The sequence below is a fragment of the Stenotrophomonas sp. YJH_SMC_6 genome (assembly GCF_059371335.1).
This window is the reverse complement of sequence record NZ_JCAFUM010000012.1, coordinates 1-18,003: the sequence shown is the minus strand read 5'-3', so window position 1 is coordinate 18,003 and position 18,003 is coordinate 1. Positions and strand designations below refer to the sequence as shown.

General features: G+C 64.9%; 14 protein-coding genes and 1 tRNA gene. 6 read left to right on the top strand and 9 right to left on the bottom strand.

The genetic code is table 11. From position 1 onward, the window contains the following. Positions 1-75 precede the first annotated feature (75 nt). Positions 76-1,215 carry a DNA methyltransferase gene (locus AC5P9N_RS14360; protein ID WP_065429350.1) on the bottom strand — a complete coding sequence of 380 codons (1,140 nt, stop codon included), beginning with the start codon at positions 1,213-1,215 and terminating at the stop codon, positions 76-78. Positions 1,216-1,622: 407 nt separating this feature from the next. Between AC5P9N_RS14360 and AC5P9N_RS14355 the strand changes: the two genes are divergently transcribed. Continuing rightward, positions 1,623-3,152 (top strand): MobA/MobL family protein, encoded by a 1,530-nt coding sequence (locus tag AC5P9N_RS14355; protein WP_049459403.1) that lies wholly within the window; start codon positions 1,623-1,625, stop codon positions 3,150-3,152. Positions 3,153-3,664: 512 nt separating this feature from the next. On the opposite strand, the gene AC5P9N_RS14350 is transcribed toward AC5P9N_RS14355, so the two are convergent. The 4 genes from AC5P9N_RS14350 to AC5P9N_RS14335 form a co-directional block, all read right to left on the bottom strand. Further along, complete coding sequence (locus AC5P9N_RS14350) at positions 3,665-4,438, bottom strand: NYN domain-containing protein (RefSeq protein ID WP_049450268.1); 774 nt, start codon at positions 4,436-4,438, stop codon at positions 3,665-3,667. Positions 4,439-4,449: 11 nt separating this feature from the next. Next, a complete protein-coding gene (locus tag AC5P9N_RS14345; RefSeq protein WP_197572742.1) occupies positions 4,450-5,946 on the bottom strand; it encodes a restriction endonuclease in 1,497 nt (498 codons plus the stop codon). Positions 5,947-6,147: 201 nt separating this feature from the next. Next, positions 6,148-7,623, bottom strand: coding sequence for a DUF6538 domain-containing protein (locus tag AC5P9N_RS14340; RefSeq protein ID WP_049459405.1), 1,476 nt, complete (start codon positions 7,621-7,623; stop codon positions 6,148-6,150). 84 nt (positions 7,624-7,707) lie between these two features. Beyond that, a tRNA-Ser gene (locus AC5P9N_RS14335) sits at positions 7,708-7,800 on the bottom strand. A 163-nt stretch (positions 7,801-7,963) separates the two neighbouring features. Between AC5P9N_RS14335 and dnaX the strand changes: the two genes are divergently transcribed. The 4 genes from dnaX (at position 7,964) to AC5P9N_RS14315 (ending at position 11,463) form a co-directional block, all read left to right on the top strand. Then, complete coding sequence (gene dnaX, locus AC5P9N_RS14330) at positions 7,964-9,997, top strand: DNA polymerase III subunit gamma/tau (RefSeq protein WP_180863576.1); 2,034 nt, start codon at positions 7,964-7,966, stop codon at positions 9,995-9,997. A 6-nt stretch (positions 9,998-10,003) separates the two neighbouring features. Further along, positions 10,004-10,324, top strand: a complete 321-nt coding sequence (locus AC5P9N_RS14325) for a YbaB/EbfC family nucleoid-associated protein (protein ID WP_005408298.1) — start codon at positions 10,004-10,006, stop codon at positions 10,322-10,324. 112 nt (positions 10,325-10,436) lie between these two features. Beyond that, complete coding sequence (gene recR, locus AC5P9N_RS14320) at positions 10,437-11,036, top strand: recombination mediator RecR (protein ID WP_005408299.1); 600 nt, start codon at positions 10,437-10,439, stop codon at positions 11,034-11,036. 67 nt (positions 11,037-11,103) lie between these two features. Then, positions 11,104-11,463 (top strand): histidine triad nucleotide-binding protein, encoded by a 360-nt coding sequence (locus AC5P9N_RS14315; RefSeq protein WP_005408300.1) that lies wholly within the window; start codon positions 11,104-11,106, stop codon positions 11,461-11,463. A gap of 77 nt (positions 11,464-11,540) precedes the next feature. Here the strand turns inward: AC5P9N_RS14315 and AC5P9N_RS14310 are convergent, their stop codons facing one another. Genes AC5P9N_RS14310 through AC5P9N_RS14295 form a run of 4 tightly spaced genes read right to left on the bottom strand, consistent with a single transcriptional unit; the run spans position 11,541 to position 15,907 of the window. Further along, positions 11,541-12,068, bottom strand: a complete 528-nt coding sequence (locus tag AC5P9N_RS14310) for a Slp family lipoprotein (RefSeq protein WP_005408301.1) — start codon at positions 12,066-12,068, stop codon at positions 11,541-11,543. After that, entirely contained in the window at positions 12,065-14,014 is a 1,950-nt protein-coding gene (locus AC5P9N_RS14305; RefSeq protein WP_099484876.1) for a transglutaminase TgpA family protein, read from the bottom strand. The genes AC5P9N_RS14310 and AC5P9N_RS14305 overlap by 4 nt, the downstream gene beginning before the upstream one ends. Further along, positions 14,007-14,951 carry a DUF58 domain-containing protein gene (locus tag AC5P9N_RS14300; protein ID WP_099484877.1) on the bottom strand — a complete coding sequence of 315 codons (945 nt, stop codon included), beginning with the start codon at positions 14,949-14,951 and terminating at the stop codon, positions 14,007-14,009. The genes AC5P9N_RS14305 and AC5P9N_RS14300 overlap by 8 nt, the downstream gene beginning before the upstream one ends. Positions 14,952-14,953: 2 nt before the next feature. After that, positions 14,954-15,907, bottom strand: a complete 954-nt coding sequence (locus AC5P9N_RS14295) for an AAA family ATPase (RefSeq protein WP_005408304.1) — start codon at positions 15,905-15,907, stop codon at positions 14,954-14,956. 42 nt (positions 15,908-15,949) lie between these two features. Here AC5P9N_RS14295 and AC5P9N_RS14290 point away from each other — a divergent pair, with 42 nt between their 5' ends. Next, entirely contained in the window at positions 15,950-17,791 is a 1,842-nt protein-coding gene (locus tag AC5P9N_RS14290; protein WP_062607622.1) for a glycosyltransferase family 39 protein, read from the top strand. Positions 17,792-18,003 lie beyond the last annotated feature (212 nt).

Genomic DNA, 18,003 nt, shown 5'->3' with positions numbered 1-18,003 from the left:
CTTAAGTCTTCACTTCGACCAGCCGTCTGCGCTGTTTCACGGATGGCCAGGTAGCCCAGGAAGTGCGTGTGAACTTTACTTCCCTCGAGCTGCTCCCAAGCGGCGCGAACCGCTTCCCTCTTCAGCCTCATTGTCGGTGCCACTGGCGCTCCATACGGCTCGGTCCGTTAATGGAGCAAAGTCTACACCGATCGCCGATCTCTGCATTCGCGCTGCGACACGCAGGGTGGTCCCTGTTCCCTTGAATGGATCCAGAACCATTCCCGGACGGAACCCGGCGTTGCAACCACAGTCTGTCCAGCCTGTGGTCCGCTTCTTGGCAAAGGTGAACTCCCTGAAGTAGCCCCCCAACGCGAGTTTCGCCTCGGCCGCCAGGATTTGAACGCTAGCGGCGTTTCGGCCTGTGCCCGTTTGGACCTTGAGCGCCTTCCCTGCGTCCGAGATGCCGGTGGCTTGAATGGCTGCGATGTGGGCAGCCGTCAGTCTGTGCTTTTTAGCAAGCTCCATCGCTCTTGCTGCTTGCGGTCGAGTAGGATCGAGCTCGGCAGTTCTGGCGATGATGCGCTCCCTCGGCTTTCCGCACGCGTTGCAGACCATGAGCGGGCAAGCAAGCGTCAAGGCGCGCTCAACCAGCTCTTCAGGGAAGGGCGCAAGATGACTTCCCATGCTTCTCTGGAGGGCAATGTTCCATACGTCGCCTTGTGTGCTTCCGTTCCCAAACTGTTCTGAGTAGCCGAAGGCATCGTAGTAGTAGTCGGCATCCTTAGTGAAGTGAAGGATATATTCATGCCGATTCGCAAGCCGATTCTTTGCTGGCTCGGGCATGCCGCCTTCCTTCGCCCATATGATTCGGTTTCTAAGGATCCAGCCATCATCAGCAGCAGCCGCTTCAACGCGGCCGGGGACGCCTGCCAGAGATTTGTTGTGGTAGGTATCGCCGAGGTTTACAAATACAGAGCCGTGGGGGGCAAGTAGGCGTCGCCACTCCCGCAGGCAGTCAACGATGGTGGCCGCAAAAGCCTTAGGGGTCGGCTCTTGGCCAATCTGGCCGGCGAAGCTGTAATCGCGTTTCTTCCAATACGGAGGGGACGTGACGACCACATCGATCGTGGCTGGCTCTAGGGGAATATCTCGAGCATCTGCCTGAATCTCGCAATAGGTCGGCAAGCTATCTTTCTGCTTACCGGGGGACTCGGGATTTTTCTTGACTGCCATACATGTCTCGAATGATGAAATGCGTGATCGCGCCACAGCAATGGTCCCGATCATTGATGCCTGAGCCCTCACGCCCTGAAAGGGTGTAGATAGCATGTCTATGCCTACTTTGTAGCACAGCGATTCGACGTCGTCGACCCCTGTGTTAGCTTGCCAAAGCAGGCTCTCAGAGGCTGAGATTGAGAAATCTGAACAAGGATCTCGACCTTGGGCGCGGCATGCTATCACCCGCCTGTGATCCCGCAAGTGGCCCTGTGTCTCCAAGCTGATAGCAAGGGCGAATAGCGCACTTAGGCATCCTGGCGGATGCGCGCGCCAAGGGCTTCGCCCCTGGGACCCCAAGCCTCTGCGAGGCTTGCCAACGGCAAAAGCTGGTCCATAAAGAACCTGTTTTCACAGGAGTCTTTATGGCCATCTTCCACACATCAGTCAAAACCTTCAGCCGAGGCAAGGGCCAGTCCGCCGTCGCCGCAGCCGCCTACCGGGGCGGTCTACTGCTGTCCGATTTCGCGACCGGGCAACAGCACGACTACCGCCGTAGGAGCGGCGTTGTCGAAACCTTTTGCCTCGCGCCGCCAGATGCACCCGACTGGGCGCTGGTGCCCGGCGAGCTTTGGGCCGTGGCCGAAGCCGCCGAGCGCCGTAAGGACGCTACGGTGGCTCGCGAGTTCGAGCTGTCGTTGCCCCATGAGCTTTCGGACGAACAGCGCGCACACTTGGCGTTTTCCATTGCCGAGGCGTTGGTAGACCGCTACCAGTTCGCCATTCAAGCCAGCATTCACTCCCCTGGAACCCCGGACGGGCTCAACCATCACGTGCACCTGCTTGCCAGCACCAGGCGCATTGGTCCGGATGGGTTTGGACAGAAAACGCGCGAGCTCGATGGGGGTGTGTCGGGGAAAGTGCAGGTTCAATGGGTCCGGGAAATGGTCGCTGAAACGACCAACGCACATCTTGAAGCCGCTGGCCTGACGGTCACGATTGACCACCGCAGCTTGGCAGAGCAGGCTCGGGCGGCGTCGGACCGGGGAGACGAACTCCAGGCGGTGGCATTGTCTCGAGAGCCGACCAAGCACCTGGGCAAGGCGGCTGCCGCGCTGTCCCGAAAGGGCATGGACAGCCGGCTGGTAGCAGAGAATGACGCCATTGAGGCCGGCAACGCCGAACATCTGGACCATCTCACCATTCAAGCTGGGCGTGAGGGCAGGGCCGTGCCCATGCATCCGTCAGTCGGTCATGGCCAAGGTGGCCGGCCGTCCTCCATGCGGGGCTTGGCTCCTGGCTTGGAGATTCGAGGCGTGTCCGGAATGCGGCTGCCTCAGGTCTTGGGCCGCCAGCACGAAGCGAACGAAGATCAGCGGCCCATCAGCCTCGACGAGCGCGTGGCTCAGGCCCTGCGAGACCTTCAGGACATCGCGCGCGCCAGGGCAGACCTGGCGACCCAGCGCATCCGTGCTGGTCTCGAATGGGCTCAAGCCGAACTTGGGCGGGCTGGGGAGACCGTCCCGTTACGGCAGTGGATCACCAAGGCGGTTCTCCAGGTCCGGGCACTGCGAGCGGCAATCCTGGGGCGTGCCTTGCGATTGGTGTCGCTGGGCAGGGCTGAACGCCTACATCACCTGGCTCAGCACGAATGGGAGCGCTTCAACACCGACTACCCCATGGGAACCAACGGCTACTCGCGCCCCGAATGGACGCAGCGCCGGGAGCGCCGCCTGTCTGCGCTGGAGCAACGGACCAAGGAGCTGGAGAAGGCGCGGTCGCGGGGCTCCGCCGAGGCATTGGCGGAGGTCGATGCGGATGTTCTTCGTAGAGCGACCGAACTGGAGGCCATGCCTTCGCCGTCACAGTTCGTCCTTGAGTGCCAGACCATGGCTCCGGTTGTCGCCGACACCCCGGTGCCAGTTTTGAAGCCACGGCCGCCCACCCTCCATTGAACGAAAGAGCCCCGCAGATGCGGGGCTTTGCCTTTCAGTGAATCGTCGGTCCAGAAGGCTTTCGAGGAGCCGGCGCGGGAGCCAGCCCGCGTGCCTTGCGCCATTCGTCCGGCGAAATGAACGTTGGCGGCACCTGATCTCGGCTTACAGTCGCCGCCCGTGGGACAGGTCGCGCCCCGGCGCTGGGCACATAGGCTTGCTGCGCTTGTCCGGCAGGTGATGCTGCGAACCGGCGCATCAGAGCGGCGGCTACATCCAGGGCGTGTTGAATATCGGCTTCGCGTTCGGCGACGTCTCTGGTCCCGCTTTGCGCCATGAGGGCGGGCAGAAGGCGGCTGGCGATGCGAAGTTCTACGTTGGCAGGCATTGGATCTCTGAAGCTCTCAGTATGAAGGGTCTTCACATCGAAGCACTTCGTCCCAGATTGGCAAGAGACGGAATCTGCGCTGGTTCACAAATATTGAAGTTGACTCTCAATGCCTAGGGATGACAGAAGCCTGCCGGTAACAAAGTCATGCAGCTGTCGATTCGGGTTGTGGTGCCAGTCTGACTAGCCAATGCCCGCCGGGCGCTTGTGTGGCTGTCAGCAGGTCATATGTCTGGATCATGTCCAGGAGGCCGGAGTGGCCGTAGGCCTTCGGCGAGAAGGATGGGTCAGTCCGCTTCAGATAGTGGCCGAGTGTCCCTAGCACCACTTCCCCGTCCGTGGTCCCATCGGCTAGTAAGGCAACTGCGTCGACAAGGAAGCGAGGGCGGCGTTTGGGAATCGGCTTGGCCACTTCGGCTTTGCTGGGCGCGACTTTAGCAGTCGGAGCAGGCGACTCTTCGCAGGTCGCATTCGACTCCGTTGGTTGCCACTCAAAAAACTGGTCGCAGGCGTTACGCAACGCCTCTGGCGTCTTAGCTTCACCCACGATGCAAACCGTGGCTCCTCGTTCTCGAAGCTTACGACACAGGTAGGCGAAGTCAGAGTCACTGGTGACCAAACAGAAGGTGTCTGCGCGCTGGTCGAACATGGCTTCTAAGGCGTCCAGCGCCAACGCAATGTCCGCCGTGTTCTTGCCAGCGGCGTATTGGTATTGCAGGCATGGGGTAAACGCTTGCCGGACGAGTGTTTCCTGCCAACGCTTGGTCAGCGTGGAGTGGTTGCCGTAACCCCTCCGAACCACCACCCGGCCGAACTGCGCTCCCATCAGTAGGGCATGGTCAACGATCTCAGGGTTTACATTGTCGCAATCGACCAACACAGCCACTTTGCTATCGTGAGCGGCGGATCCGTTTGCCATTTTGTTGGTCCTTACGCTGCGATACGTGCATCAAGGCCTGCATGCTCCCTTAAGAGGTAGAGCAGGCCGCCTCCATCGATCAACTCGATGGGCTTATCCTTTGCGAACTCGAACGCCGCAGTGCCGTAGCCGCTGGTGCAAACTAGGATGCCTTTGCTGGCACCTTCGTTGAGCATGGTTCCGTAGAGGTCCCGAACCGCGCTGACGCCCACTGTGTCCTTATAGCGCTTGGCTTGAATGACGACCTTTCCACCCAGCACCGGCCGGGTGTCGAAGGCCACCGCATCCACGCCGCCGTCGCGGGAGCTGCGTGTCAGCTTCGTATCCAACCCCATTTGACTAAAGAGATTCGATACCAGCGCTTCGAACTCACCAGGGGTCAGCTCCAGCAGGTTGGGCCGCGACTCCAGGCCCGAGAGCACGTCTGTCTGGGCAATGAAGCGCTTATCGACCATGTTGAACTCAACAATCGGCTTGATGGCTTGTAGCTCATCCGGCCGGCTGGATACCTGAGCGCCCAAGTTTCGGAGGCATGGGATCTTTTCTATTCGGTCCAGCCGTAGTTGCAGGAAGGAGGCCTTGGTCGCGCGGACCGAGACCACAGGGACGCGGACCTCTTGCCCAGTGGTGGGGTCGTGTGCATTGACCACGCCATTGAAGGTCACCAACGCTAAGGCATCCGCTTGGTCGGCTTCAAACACCTCGTGCAGTGTGCGCAAGGTGATCGAGGCGATGATGTCCTGGTAGAGCGCTTTGATGTCGCTTGCCTTACGCGCCTTGGCGTCGATAGCATCCCGGGTCTTGACGTAGCGGTAGTCGGCCTCCGTGGGAACGACCGAAAGCTCTGGAAGGTCGTATTCGATGATCAGTTCCTTGGACGCGTCCGCATACGCGAGCTTGTATCGCTGGGGAAAGCCTTGGGTCGGGTATTCCGAGCGTGCCAAGACCATGTCGTTGTAGGCCACGATGGCATCAGGCTCATGGGCCAAGTAGGCGCGTTGGAACTCGTCAACTTCCCCGTTTCGGCGGGCCACGTCGGCCTCGTAGAGGGCGCGAGCAGCCTCGTGTTGAGCACGCAGGTCAGCCAGCTTCTGCTTCTTTAGCATCTCTGCCCGTTGGAACTGGTCGAGGATTTGCTGGTGGGCCTGTTGCGCGGCCGCCAATGCAGCCGCGTGCTTCTTCCCGGCCCCCGGCCAAAAGCGGGCAAGGCCCGTCGGTGGGACGATCTCCGCAGCGGCTGGTGCGAAGCCGGGCACCAACTCCTTCGGCACCTCAAAGGCAGGGTGGGGGGCGGTGTGACGTAGGCTGTCAAAGCGGATGGTGTCGTTCACCGACAGGGTGTGCACCAGCAACCCCTCGAGCTCCTCCAGGCGGTCCTTCAACTCGGCGTTGAGATCGTCGACCTCGCCCTGTCGATCTTCTAGGTATCCCGCTTTGGCTTGGCGAGCGGCTTCACGTTCCGACAGCTCGTAGGCGCGAATCTCTCGCAACAGCTGTGCGGCCGCCATGCGCTCTTGGCGCTCCAACTGCCTCTGTTGAGTGGCTTGCAGCCTCTGCTGGCGTTTGGTCTCCCGCTCTGCCGCTGCCGCTGCCCGGCCGGCTGCCCGCAAAAACCCTTCTAAGCCGCTTCGCCGTCCCATACATCCTCCTGATGTTGAAAAGCTAAAAAGACAAACCGCTTCACCCGCCGTCGCGGGGTGTTTAGCGCTTTAACCGGTCAGGAGACTCCTGAGGACCGGCAGAGTCAACCCATACGAAAGCACCGCCAGCCCCGGCGAGACGCCTTTAAGGCCTTCCAGCTTTTCCCGGACCGTGAAGGTCCTGCTGTAGGTCGCATGGTGCTCGTCGTCCAGCTCATGGCCCACCAGTTGGGCCCGGAGTTCGGACACTACGCCAGCGCCCTGAAGCTCTTGGATGAAGGTCTTGCGCAACGAATGGAAGCCCCTTTTGGCTTCCGGCCAGTTTGCCCCGACCTGTTCCAGGTGTCGGCCAAACGCCTTCGTGATCCAGTTGCCCGCACCGTTTTTGGCGTTCGCCTTGGCGGCGGGGAAGAGCCGTGGTGCCTTCTGCGCTCGAAGGGTGCCCACCCAGTCCAAGAAGCCCAGCTCAATCAGGTCGGGATGCACGGGGATGGTGCGCAGGCTCACCTCGGTTTTGACCTTCTGGTGCTCCCCCTCGTCAGAAATACGGATGCAGGGCAGTCCGTCCACCGTCAAGACATCCTCGACCAAGAGCTGACCGACCTCTGATGCCCGGGCACCCGTGTAGAGGCCCAGCAACGAGGCCCAACGGGCGGACAGGGCCAGGTCTTGGAACGCGGCCGGTGCGAACAGCGCTTGGACCTGATGACTGTCATAGGCTTTGAAGCCGAACTTCTTCCGCGCCCGCTTCTCCCTAGTGGAGTAAGTGATATGGCCGGCCGCTGGGTTGTCGCCTTTGGGGTAGTGGCCGGATGCAATCGCCCATTCGAAAAACCCTCCGCGGCCGCCGACATAACTTTGCTTGTTCGTAAGGGTGGGGGTGGCTGCGCCCCCGTCCCGCATGAACTGATACCACCGAGCCAGGTCGGACCGGGTGACCGAGTGGAGTTTGGCCTTTTCCCCCAGGAAGGACACCAGTGCCTCGATGGCGGTCTTTTTAATGGTGAACGTTTTGGGGAGGCAGCCGGGCTGGATGCTGGCCAGCCACCCGTCGCGAGCCTTGCCCAGGGTGATGGTCTCCACAGCGGGCTTGGTTACTCGACGGGCCACGGGCATGGGCGGCACACCCTCTCGGATCAACTCGCTCAGTGCACTGGGCTGGGAGGCCGAAAGCTCCATCATCTGCTGATAAAGCCTGACATCGTCCGGCGTGTCGATTTGCCAGTGCTCGGTCACCGTCCCGTCTGCGGCCTTGGTCCGGTTCAAGATCAACTGCTGTAGCGGGTCGCCATCGGTCAGGCGCCTGAGCAGCGCGTCGATGTCCTCTTCCTTGATTCCCATGCGTTGCTCCCTCAACACGTCGAAGGCTTGAGCATAGCGTGCCGCCAGTTGCAGGGCGCGCAACTGAGCCACGGCCAGCTCAGACGTGCGGAGGGTGCGCTTGAAGATGCGTCGGCCAACGATGGCCTGGAGATCGGTGGGGACCCGTTGCCGGAAAGACCAGAGCCCCGAGGGCGCGCGAACGAGGTGGTGTGGGATGCGCATCGAGAGATGTGTCCCGATTTGTGTCCCGCTGAAGGTCACTCCAGAAAAGCAAAAACCCCTGATTTCTCAGGGGTTTGCGTAATCTGGCGGAGAGAGGGGGATTCGAACCCCCGAAGCGCGGTTTAGACGCTTACACACTTTCCAGGCGTGCTCCTTCAACCACTCGGACACCTCTCCGGATCCCTGCCATCGGCAAACGCCTCAGCAGGGGCGCAGATTCTAGCGGGCTGCGCGGCACTTCACAAGCACCCCGGCCAGGAACCCGCGAAAGATGTGCCGGAGGCGAGGGGGGCTGGACAGGCATGGCACAATGGAACATCCGATGGAAAACGGTGGCCTGATGTCCTATCTCGTCCTTGCCCGCAAGTGGCGTCCAAAGCGTTTTGCCGAGCTGGTGGGCCAGGAACACGTGGTCCGTGCGCTCAGCAACGCACTGGACAGCGGCCGGGTCCACCATGCGTTCCTGTTCACCGGCACCCGCGGCGTGGGCAAGACCACCATCGCGCGCATCTTCGCCAAGTCGCTGAACTGCGAACAGGGCACCAGTGCCGATCCCTGCGGCCAGTGTGCAGCCTGTCTGGATATCGACGCCGGCCGCTACATCGACCTGCTGGAAATCGACGCCGCGTCCAACACCGGCGTGGACGACGTGCGCGAGGTGATCGAGAACGCGCAGTACATGCCTTCGCGTGGCAAGTACAAGGTCTACCTGATCGACGAAGTGCACATGCTGTCCAAGGCGGCGTTCAATGCGCTGCTGAAGACGCTGGAAGAGCCGCCGGAGCACGTGAAGTTCCTGCTGGCCACCACCGATCCGCAGAAGCTGCCGGTCACCGTGCTCAGCCGCTGCCTGCAGTTCAACCTCAAGCGCCTGGACGAGGACCAGATCCAGGGCCAGATGACCCGCATCCTGGCGGCCGAAGAGATCGAGGCCGACGGCAGTGCCATCGTGCAGCTGGCCAGGGCCGCTGATGGCAGCCTGCGGGATGGCCTGTCGCTGCTGGACCAGGCGATTGCCTATGCCGGCGGCGCGCTGCGCGAGGACGTGGTGCGTACCATGCTGGGCACGGTCGACCGCACCCAGGTGGCGGCGATGCTCGATGCGCTGGCTGACGGCGATGGCCCGCGCCTGCTGCAGGTGGTGGCCGCGCTGGCCGAATTCTCGCCGGACTGGAGTGGCGTGCTGGAAGCGCTGGCCGAAGGCCTGCACCGCATCCAGGTGCAGCAGCTGGTACCGGGTGCGGCCGTTGCCGAAGGCCTGGATGCCGCCGCATTCGCCGAGCGCCTGCGCCCGGAAGTGGTGCAGCTCTGGTACCAGATGGCCTTGAACGGCCGTCGTGACCTGCCGATGGCGCCGAGCCCGCGCGCGGGCTTCGAGATGGCCGTGCTGCGCATGCTGGCGTTCCGCCCGGCCGCGGCGGTCCCGCCGGTGCCGAAGTCGGTGGAGGGGGCAGGCAATGCGCCGGGTGGCAATGCTGCCGGTGGTGGCACCGGTGCGGGTACCCACGAAGCGACGCCGGCGACTGCCGCCGCTTCGGCAAGCCCGGCCGTAGTGGCGCAGGTGGCCGCTCCGGTGCAGGCCGCGCCGCGCGAACCTGAACCCGAACCTGAGCCGGCCCCGCAACCCGAACCGGACCCGACGCCGGAGCCCGAGCCGGTTCCGGTGGAAGAGCCGGTGTCACCGCCGCCGGTGAAGGCCGAAGCAGCGGCGCCGCCGTCCGTTGAAACAGAAGTGGGCGACGACCTGCCGCCGTGGGCCACCGACGAAGCCGAGGCACGTGACGAGGCGCTGGCGGCCGAGATGGCTGGGCCGGAAGCTGCCATGGTGGCGCCCTGGCATGAGCCGCCGGCTCCCGTCGCGGCTCCCAGCGAGCCTGCACCACCCGCGCGCCCGTTCCGCACTGAAGGCATTGCCATCGCGCCGGTCGAGCCGGCGCCAGTGCAGGAGAATGCGCCGCTGGAAGGTGTGAGCGACCTGGCCAGCGCCGAGGACTGGCTCGATCTGGTCGCCAACAGTGGCCTGAGCGGCCCGTCGCGGCAGCTGGCCGCCAACGCTGCCTTCATCAGTTGCCAGCACGGGACCTTGAAACTGGGCCTTTCGCCCGGATTTGAATACCTGCGCTCGGAGCGCGCGCTGGCCGCCCTGGGCGAGATGCTGGAGAAGGCCCTCGGCCAGGCGCCGAAGATCGTGGTCGAGACCGTGGAAACCGAACACGTTCCGGCCGAGACCCTGCACCAGCGCGCCGACCGCCAGCGTAGTGAGCGGCAGCAGGTGGCAGAGGCCGTTTTCATGGACGACCCGGAAGTGCAGGTGCTGATCCAACAGCACGGTGCCCGGGTTGTTTCCGATTCCATCCGTTCTTTTGACGAGTAAGACACCATGCGCGGAAACATCGCCCAACTGATGCAGCAGGCCCAGAAGATGCAGGAAAACCTGCAGAAGGCCCAGGAAGAAATCGCCAAGATCGAAGTGACCGGCAGCGCCGGCGGCGGCATGGTCAGCGTGACCCTGACCGGTGCCAAGGAATGCCGCAAGGTGCGCATCGACCCGTCGCTGACCAGCGACCCGGAGATGCTGGAAGACCTGATCGCCGCCGCCTTCAATGATGCGTCGAACAAGATCGATGCCGAGTCGAAGTCGAAGATGGGGTCGGCCACCGCCGGCATGCAGCTGCCGCCGGGCATGAAGCTGCCGTTCTGATTTCCCAGGGGGGCGCCTGCCGCTGCAGGTGCCCGCTCCAACCCTCGGTCGAGCATGGCTCGACTCTACAGACAGCTGTCGAGCGTGCTCGACGCCATGAAAGCATGCCGCCGTGTCCGCACCCCTGCTTGAACAATTGATCGACGCATTGCGGGTGCTGCCTGGCGTCGGCCAGAAGACTGCACAGCGCATGGCCTATCACCTGCTCGAGCGCGAGCGCGAAGGTGGCCAGCGTCTGGCCGAGACACTGGCATTGGCGGTGGAGCGAATCGGCCACTGCGTGCAGTGCCGCGATTTCAGCGAAACCGAGCTGTGCCCGACCTGTGCCAACGGCAGCCGCGAGCGCAGCCAGCTGTGCGTGGTCGAATCGCCGGCCGACCGCCTGGCCATCGAGAACGCCACCGGCTTCCGCGGTGTCTACTTCGTGCTGCAGGGGCGGCTGTCGCCGCTCGATGGCATCGGCCCGCGCGAGCTGGGCCTGGAGCAATTGGAGCGACGGTTGGCCGAAGGCGAGGTGCAGGAGCTGATCATCGCCACCAGCGCCACTGTCGAGGGCGAGGCCACCGCGCATTACCTGGCGCAGCTGGCGCGCGCACGCAAGGTACAGCCGAGCCGTTTGGCGCAGGGCCTGCCACTTGGCGGTGAACTCGAATACGTCGATCGCGGCACGCTCTCGCACGCGTTCGGAACGCGCAGCGAATTCCGCGATTGAATGCCGGCCGGGCATCCCCCGGCGCGGCCGGCCTACAATGCGGATGACATCCCCGCCGAGGCCGACCATGAGCAACGAAACCCTCTTCAGCAAGATCATCCGTCGCGAGATCCCGGCCACCATCGTCTACGAGGATGACGAGGTGCTGGGCTTCAAGGACATCGCACCGCAGGCACCGGTGCACGTGCTGTTCATTCCGAAGAACGAGATCATTCCGACCCTGGATGACCTGCAGCCGTCGCAGGCGCACCTGATCGGCAAGCTGGCGCTGGCTGCCGCCGAGTACGCGCGCCGCGAGGGCTTCGCACAGGACGGCTACCGCATCGTGATGAACTGCCGCGAGCATGCCGGGCAGACCGTGTTCCATATCCACATGCACCTGCTGGCCGGTGCGCCGCTGGGGCATTTCGGTGCGCCTGGGCGTTGAAGCCCCTGTCCACGCCATGCGCGGATGAAAAAGGCCGCCCGAGGGCGGCCTTTTCCGTCATGCCTGTGCGGTGACGATCACCACCAGCCCCAGCGACCATAGCCGCCCCAGTACGGACCATACGGGCCCGGGCCCCACGGGCCATAGGGGTAGGGCACCACGTCGACCTGGCGCTGTTCCGGCCACAGGTAGATCACATCGGCCGACAGCTTGGGCAGGCGGTAGTCGTACTCGCCGATGCGGGTGTTCTGGTAGCCGTCGATCTTGCCGATGAAAGTCACGTCACGACCGGCTTCGAACACGGCCGGGTCGTAGAAGCCGGCACGGCAGGCGATGAAGCGGCCGTCGCTGGCGTCGGACGAGGTGGTGTTCGGACGGCCACTGCCATTGAGCGGGCGCGAGATGATCTGGAAGCAGGTCTCGCCCTGGCCGGGCTTGGTTTCGATGATGCGACCGCCCCAACGGACCGGCGTGCCGACCTGCTGGGTAGCGACCGAGTCGCGCGGGGAGACCAGGCTGAACTGTCCCTGCAGCGGCTTGGGGGCCGTGGCGCAGGCCGACAGGGCCAGCGTGGCCACAGCGGTGAGAAGGAACTTGGTGTTCATGGGGAGGCTCCGGAAGTCGGGCGATGCCTGCGCAGGTCCCGCAATAATGAAGCGAGGTCGGTGCAAGTTCCAGCGTAACGCGCGTCGGCGAAACGCTGGCTGAGTGCGAGCAGGGCCGGGTCATGGCGCTGCCGGTGCACCCGCTGGGCCCAGTCCTGTGCGGTTTCGTGCGGTTCACGGGCCAGGCCGAGGCGGGCGTAGCGCCGTCCGAGCCGGTGCCAGGCGCGCAGCAGCGGGTCGCGTTCGCGCTCGCCACGGGCCAGCAGCCAGGCCATCCACGCCAAGGCCAGCATCGTTGCCACCACGAAGCCAGCGACAAGTTGCGTGGGGCCCAGATCATCCAGCCCGAACGGCGTGAGCAGTTGCTGCTGGCGGCGTGCATCGAACGAGAGCACCAGGTCGTTCCAGCCGCGGCGCAGCCAGTCGCCCATCTGCCCCAGCTGCTGCCAGCGTTGCTGCAGTGGCGTGTTCGTACCGGCCTGCAGGCGGTCGTCCAGTGTGTCCAGAATGCGTTCCGGTGCCACGGCTGCGGTCGCGTCGACCCTTACCCAGCCGCGCTGCGGCAGCCATACCTCGGCCCAGGCATGGGCGTCCATCCGCCGCACGACCCAGTAGTCGCCAAGGCGGTTGTAGGTGCCGCCGGCAAAGCCGGTCACCACCCGTGCCGGGACGCCGGCGTTGCGCATCAACACCACGAAGGCCGAGCTGAAGTGTTCACAGAAGCCGGCCTTGTAGCCGAACAGGAACTCGTCGATCGGGTCGCGCCCTGCCGCAGGGGTGTCCAGCGTGTACGAGAAGTCGGTGGTGATCCACTGCAGCGCGCGGCGCACGATGGCCTCGTCATCGCTGCCAGCCTGCTGCCGCCATTGCTGCGCCAACGTGGCGGTGCGCGGGTTGAAGCCACTGGGCAACTGCAGCGCGGCCCGTCGCAGATAGGGTGACAGCGTGCTGTCGAAGCGTTGTGGTGGCGCCGAATGCAACCGCCAGCGGCTCAGCGACGCCAGTGACCGCTCGCTGCTCAGGCTCATGTCCGCATCCAGCGTGCTGCCTGCAGGCGCGCGGCTGGGCAGGTCCAGTGCCACCAGCTGGCGCCGGTCGGTGGGTTCGTAGTCGATCTGGTAGTCCCAGCCCTGCGTGCCGGCCTCGACCACGGCCGCCGGCCGTCGCTCGCTGGCGCGGTCACGTGTCCAGCGCCGGCCATCGAAGGCGGTCAGTACCGGTCCTCGCCAGTAGCGTTGCATCGGCTCGGGTACCGCGCCGAAGAACTGCACGCGCAGCGCCGGGGCATCGTCGGCCATCAGGTCCAGCCACTGGCCGGGCTCCATGCTGTCGGACAACCCCGGCGTACCCACGGCGCGCTCGGGAACACCCCACAGTGGCGTGGCCAGGCGCGGGAACAGCCAGAAGCAGGCCAATGCCAGCGGCAGGCCGATCGCCAGCAGGCGGCCAACGCCGCGCAGCTGCCCTCGCAAGGGCAGCGGCGCGGCGTGGCCTTCATCCCCGGCCAGCCGTTGCAGGGCGAGCAGCGCGCTGATCCCCGCCAGTGCGGCCAACACCGTGGTCAGTGGTCCTTGGTCGAGCAGGAACGCCGCAAACGGGGAAAACAGCGCGAACCCGAGCAGGCTGCGGGCATCGCGCCGGCTGCGCAGTTCGCTGGACTTGATCGCCAGCATCGCTGCCAGCAGGGCGCAACCGGTATCGCGCCCAGGTCGGACCATCCCCATCTGCCAGGCGATGGCACCGAGCATGGCCAGCACCAGCAGCAGGCGCACCGGCATGGGCAGCACCTTCCGCCACGACAGAGCCGCAGTCACGAGCGCTGCGGCCGCGATCACGCCCGCCAGCAGGGGCGGCAACTGCAGCAGCAACGGCAACAGCGCCAACGCCGCGCTGGCCAGGGTCCAGTTGCGGGCATTGCGGTCGAGCGCGGGCGTGGTCTCAGTCATGCGGCATCAATGCCAGTGCACGCAGGCACAGGTGGTGGTGGCTGGCGCCCTGGCCTGGCCCGAACGGCGGGTGTGCAGGCAGCAGCAGGGTGTAGCGGCGGCCTTCGCGCTCGGCCATGTCGACCCATCGCGCCAAACGCGCGATGCGTGCTTCATGGCCCAGCGGGGACAGCGTGCGCCAATCGAGGATGACTTCGATGCCAACCGGCCTTTCGTACTCGCGCACCAGCAGGCTGTCGCGGCGTGCCGAGTGCTTCCAGGAAATGCTGCGTGGCGCATCGCCCGCACGATAGGGCCGTAGCTGATGCAGTTCCTCGCCGCTGGCATGGGCGCGCGTGTGCAGCGGATCGTTGCCGCTTTCCGGCAGTGCAGGGGCCAGCGCCTCGGGTTGCGGATAGACCAGCAGCGGTTGTTCCGGCCACACCCACGACCATGCCCGCACCAGGCCCAGTGGCTGGGTGGTGGAGAGGCGGATGCGCGGGAGCTCCAGCCAGCCGCGGCGTTCGCTGGGAACCTGCAGCTCCACTTCACCGCGGCCGTGTGCAGGCAGCGAGGTCCAGGCTTCGCTGTCACCCAGCTGCAGGTGCAGGCCGTGGCGTGCGCGCGGATCACGCAGTGACAGGTCCACGCGCAGGCGCAGTGGTTGCCCGGCAGGAACCGGCTCGGCGGAGATCGCGTCGATCTGTACGCCCGACAGCTGCAGGTGCGCGGCGATGGCGCTGGCGATCGCCGCTGCCGCCAGCAGCAGGGCCAGCAGCAACGCCGGGTTGTTGTTGTAGTTCAGTGCGCCCAGCAGCATCGCCGCCAGCAGCGCGGCGACGAACAGGCCGAAACGGGTGGGCAGCACGTAGATGCGATGGCGGTCCAGGCGCTGCGGCAGTGCTTCAGGCCTGCGCGGGCGTGCCAGCAGTTGCAGTCGTGCCCAGCGCGTGGCCACCCTCAATCCACCGCAACGGTCTGCAGGATGGCCCGTGCCAGTGCCGGCCCCGAGCTGGACTCGGCTTCGGCCACGAGGCGATGACCGGCCACCGCCACGAACAGGGTCTGCACGTCCTCGGGCACCACGTGGCCGCGGCCCAGCAGAAGTGCATGCGCCCTGGCCGCGCGCAGCAGCGCAAGGCCGGCACGCGGTGACAGGCCCACGCGCACGCCGGCGTGCTGGCGGCTGCGAGTCAGCAGGGCCTGCACGTAGTCGACCAGTGCATCGCTGGCATGGACCTGGCTGACGGCTTCACGCAGCGCGCGCACCTGGGTGTCATCCAGCTTCGGTACGGCACGTGCGATCAGGTCGCGGCGGTCTGTACCACGCAGCAGTTCGCGTTCGGCCTGCGCACTGGGGTAGCCCATCGCCAGGCGCAGCAGGAAACGATCCAGCTGCGAATCCGGCAGCGGGAAGGTACCGGACAGGTCCACCGGGTTCTGCGTGGCGATCACGAAGAACGGATCGGGCAGGGGATGGGTCTGCCCATCCAGGGTGACCTGCTGTTCGGCCATCGCCTCCAGCAGCGCGCTCTGCGTGCGCGGCGGCGCACGGTTGATCTCATCGGCCAGCAGCACGTGGGTGAACACCGGCCCCGGATGGAACTGGAACTGGCGGCTGCCGGCCTCGTATACCGAAACGCCCAGTACATCGGCGGGCAGCAGGTCGGAGGTGAACTGCACGCGCTGGAAACTGAGGCCCAGGCTGCTGGCCAACGCATGCGCCAGCGTGGTCTTGCCCAGGCCGGGCAGATCCTCGATCAGCAGATGGCCACCGGAAAGCAGGGCGACGAAAGCCAGCCTGACTTCCGGCACCTTGCCCAGCACCAGTGCGTTTACCTGATCCTGTGCCTCCCGCAGGGCCTGGCGCAGTTGATCGGTTAGCATGCTGGGATTGGGGGACGAGGCTGGCATGATCGTCTCAGGTCTGGAATCCATTCGATTATCCATAGAGCAATGCAGGGCGAACAGCGCGCGCGGACAATATTTCTCTGGTTATGGACGCTGGTCACAGCGGCCAAGCTGGTAGTGGCTGCGCGGCTGCCACTGTTTGTTGACGAGGCGTTCTATTGGCAGGAAGGCCAGCATCTGGCCGCTGCGTATTCGGACCTTCCCGGACTGACCGCATGGTTGGCGCGCCTGGGTGTGGAGATCGGTGGCCACCATGTGCTCGCGTTGCGCCTGCCGTTCCTGGCCATCGGCGCGCTGCTGCCGTTGCTGGTGGTGCGCACGGCCACGCGCTGGTTCGGCAATGTGGCCGGTTGGCAAGCGGGCAGCCTCACGCTGTTGATGCCGTTGTCGGCGACGCTGGGCCTGCTGGCGGTGCCGGATGTGCCCATGGCACTGGCCGCGGTGATCTGCCTGCACGCCGGTGCGCGGCTGCTGCACAACGTTGATGCATCGTCGGCGATGAAGCTTGCGCTGGGCCTGTCGATCGGTGCGCTCAGTCACTACCGTTTCATCGGTGTCATCGGCGTTGGCTTCATCGCGTTGCTGGCGCTGCCGCAGGGGCGGCGCATGCTGGCCGATCCGCGCGTATGGGTCGCGCTGGCGGTGGGCGTGCTGGCGTGGCTGCCGTTGCTGGCATGGAACGCGGACAACCACGACGCCGGCCTGAAGTTCCAGGTGGTCGAGCGCCATCCCTGGACGTTCGAATGGAACGGGCTGTGGTTCCTGGTGATCCAGCCCATGCTGGTCACCCCGATCCTGTGCATGGCGATGTGGAAGGTGGCGCTGGCCGGTACCCGCAGGGGCGGCGGCACGCGCGTGCAGTGGCGCTACTTCGGCCTGGTCGGGGGCGTATCCACGCTGGGCATCTTCCTGCTGGGCTTCTTCACCGACGTCGAGCGGATCAGTTTCCATTGGCCGCTGCCGGGCTACCTGGCCCTGCTGGTGGCGGTGCCGGTGGTGCTCAACGGCTGGCCACGCTGGCTGCGGCGCACCGGCTGGTGGCTGGCGGGCGCAGGCATGGTGCTGGCGTTCGGCTATTACCTGATGGCCTCCACGCCTGCGTTGCGCGAGCAGCTGGCAGGCAGCAAGTACTACCCGCGCAATTTCGCTGGCTGGCAGCCGTTGGCGATGGCGGTGCGCGAAGAGTTGCAGCAGATGCCGGCGGGCACGCGGGTGCTGGCGGGGAACTTCAAGGTGGGGGCCGAGCTGGGCTTCCAGCTCGGCAATGGCGATATCGAAGTGCTGCCGCATCCGCTCAACGACAAGCATGGGCGCACCGCGCAGCTGGCGCAGTGGGAACTGCTGCATGAGGGCAAGCGCTCGACGCCGATGCTGCTGGTGCTTTCACCCAGCGACCAGCGTTATCGCGATCTGCTGGCGCGCTATCACGCCATCTGCGGACAGGTGGGGCCGCTGCCGGCGCCGCGGGTGGTCAGCAGTGACCATGGTTTCCAGCGTTTCCTGCTGTTCCGGCTGCCGGCGCAGCGCGCGGCGGGGGCGTGCGTGACTCCGGCAATGGCTTGGCTGGATACGCCTTCCAACGGCGAAAAGGTGTCTGGCACGCTGGCGATCAAGGGATGGGCGTTCAAGGATGGTGTCGGCCTGGCACGGGTTGAGGTGCTGGTCGATGGCCGCTCGATGGGGGATGCGCGCTATGGCCGCGCATTCGACGTGCGCCAGACCTGGCCGGACAGCACCGATCCGCAGCATCCGGCGGTGGGCTTCGATGCTTCATTGGACACGAGCACGCTGGCGCCGGGACGACATTGGCTGGGCCTGCGCCTGCACGGTCGCGATGGCAGCGTGGAGGAATGGCAGGAGCAGCCGTTCGAGGTTCGCGGGCGCTGAGGCGGAGCGCGGTCCAGGTGGTCGCGCGCCAGGTTGGTTGCGTGCTCCAGGTTGGTCGGGTGCTCCACGTTGGTAGAGTCGACTGTTAGTTGTGATCTCTCTGTACGTTGTTCATCCGGGACATCTTTGGAAAATGGTGGTTACCACACCTCTCCAGACCCCAAAGAGCCCGGATGAACCACCATAAAAATGCCCGTTTGACCGTCCATAGT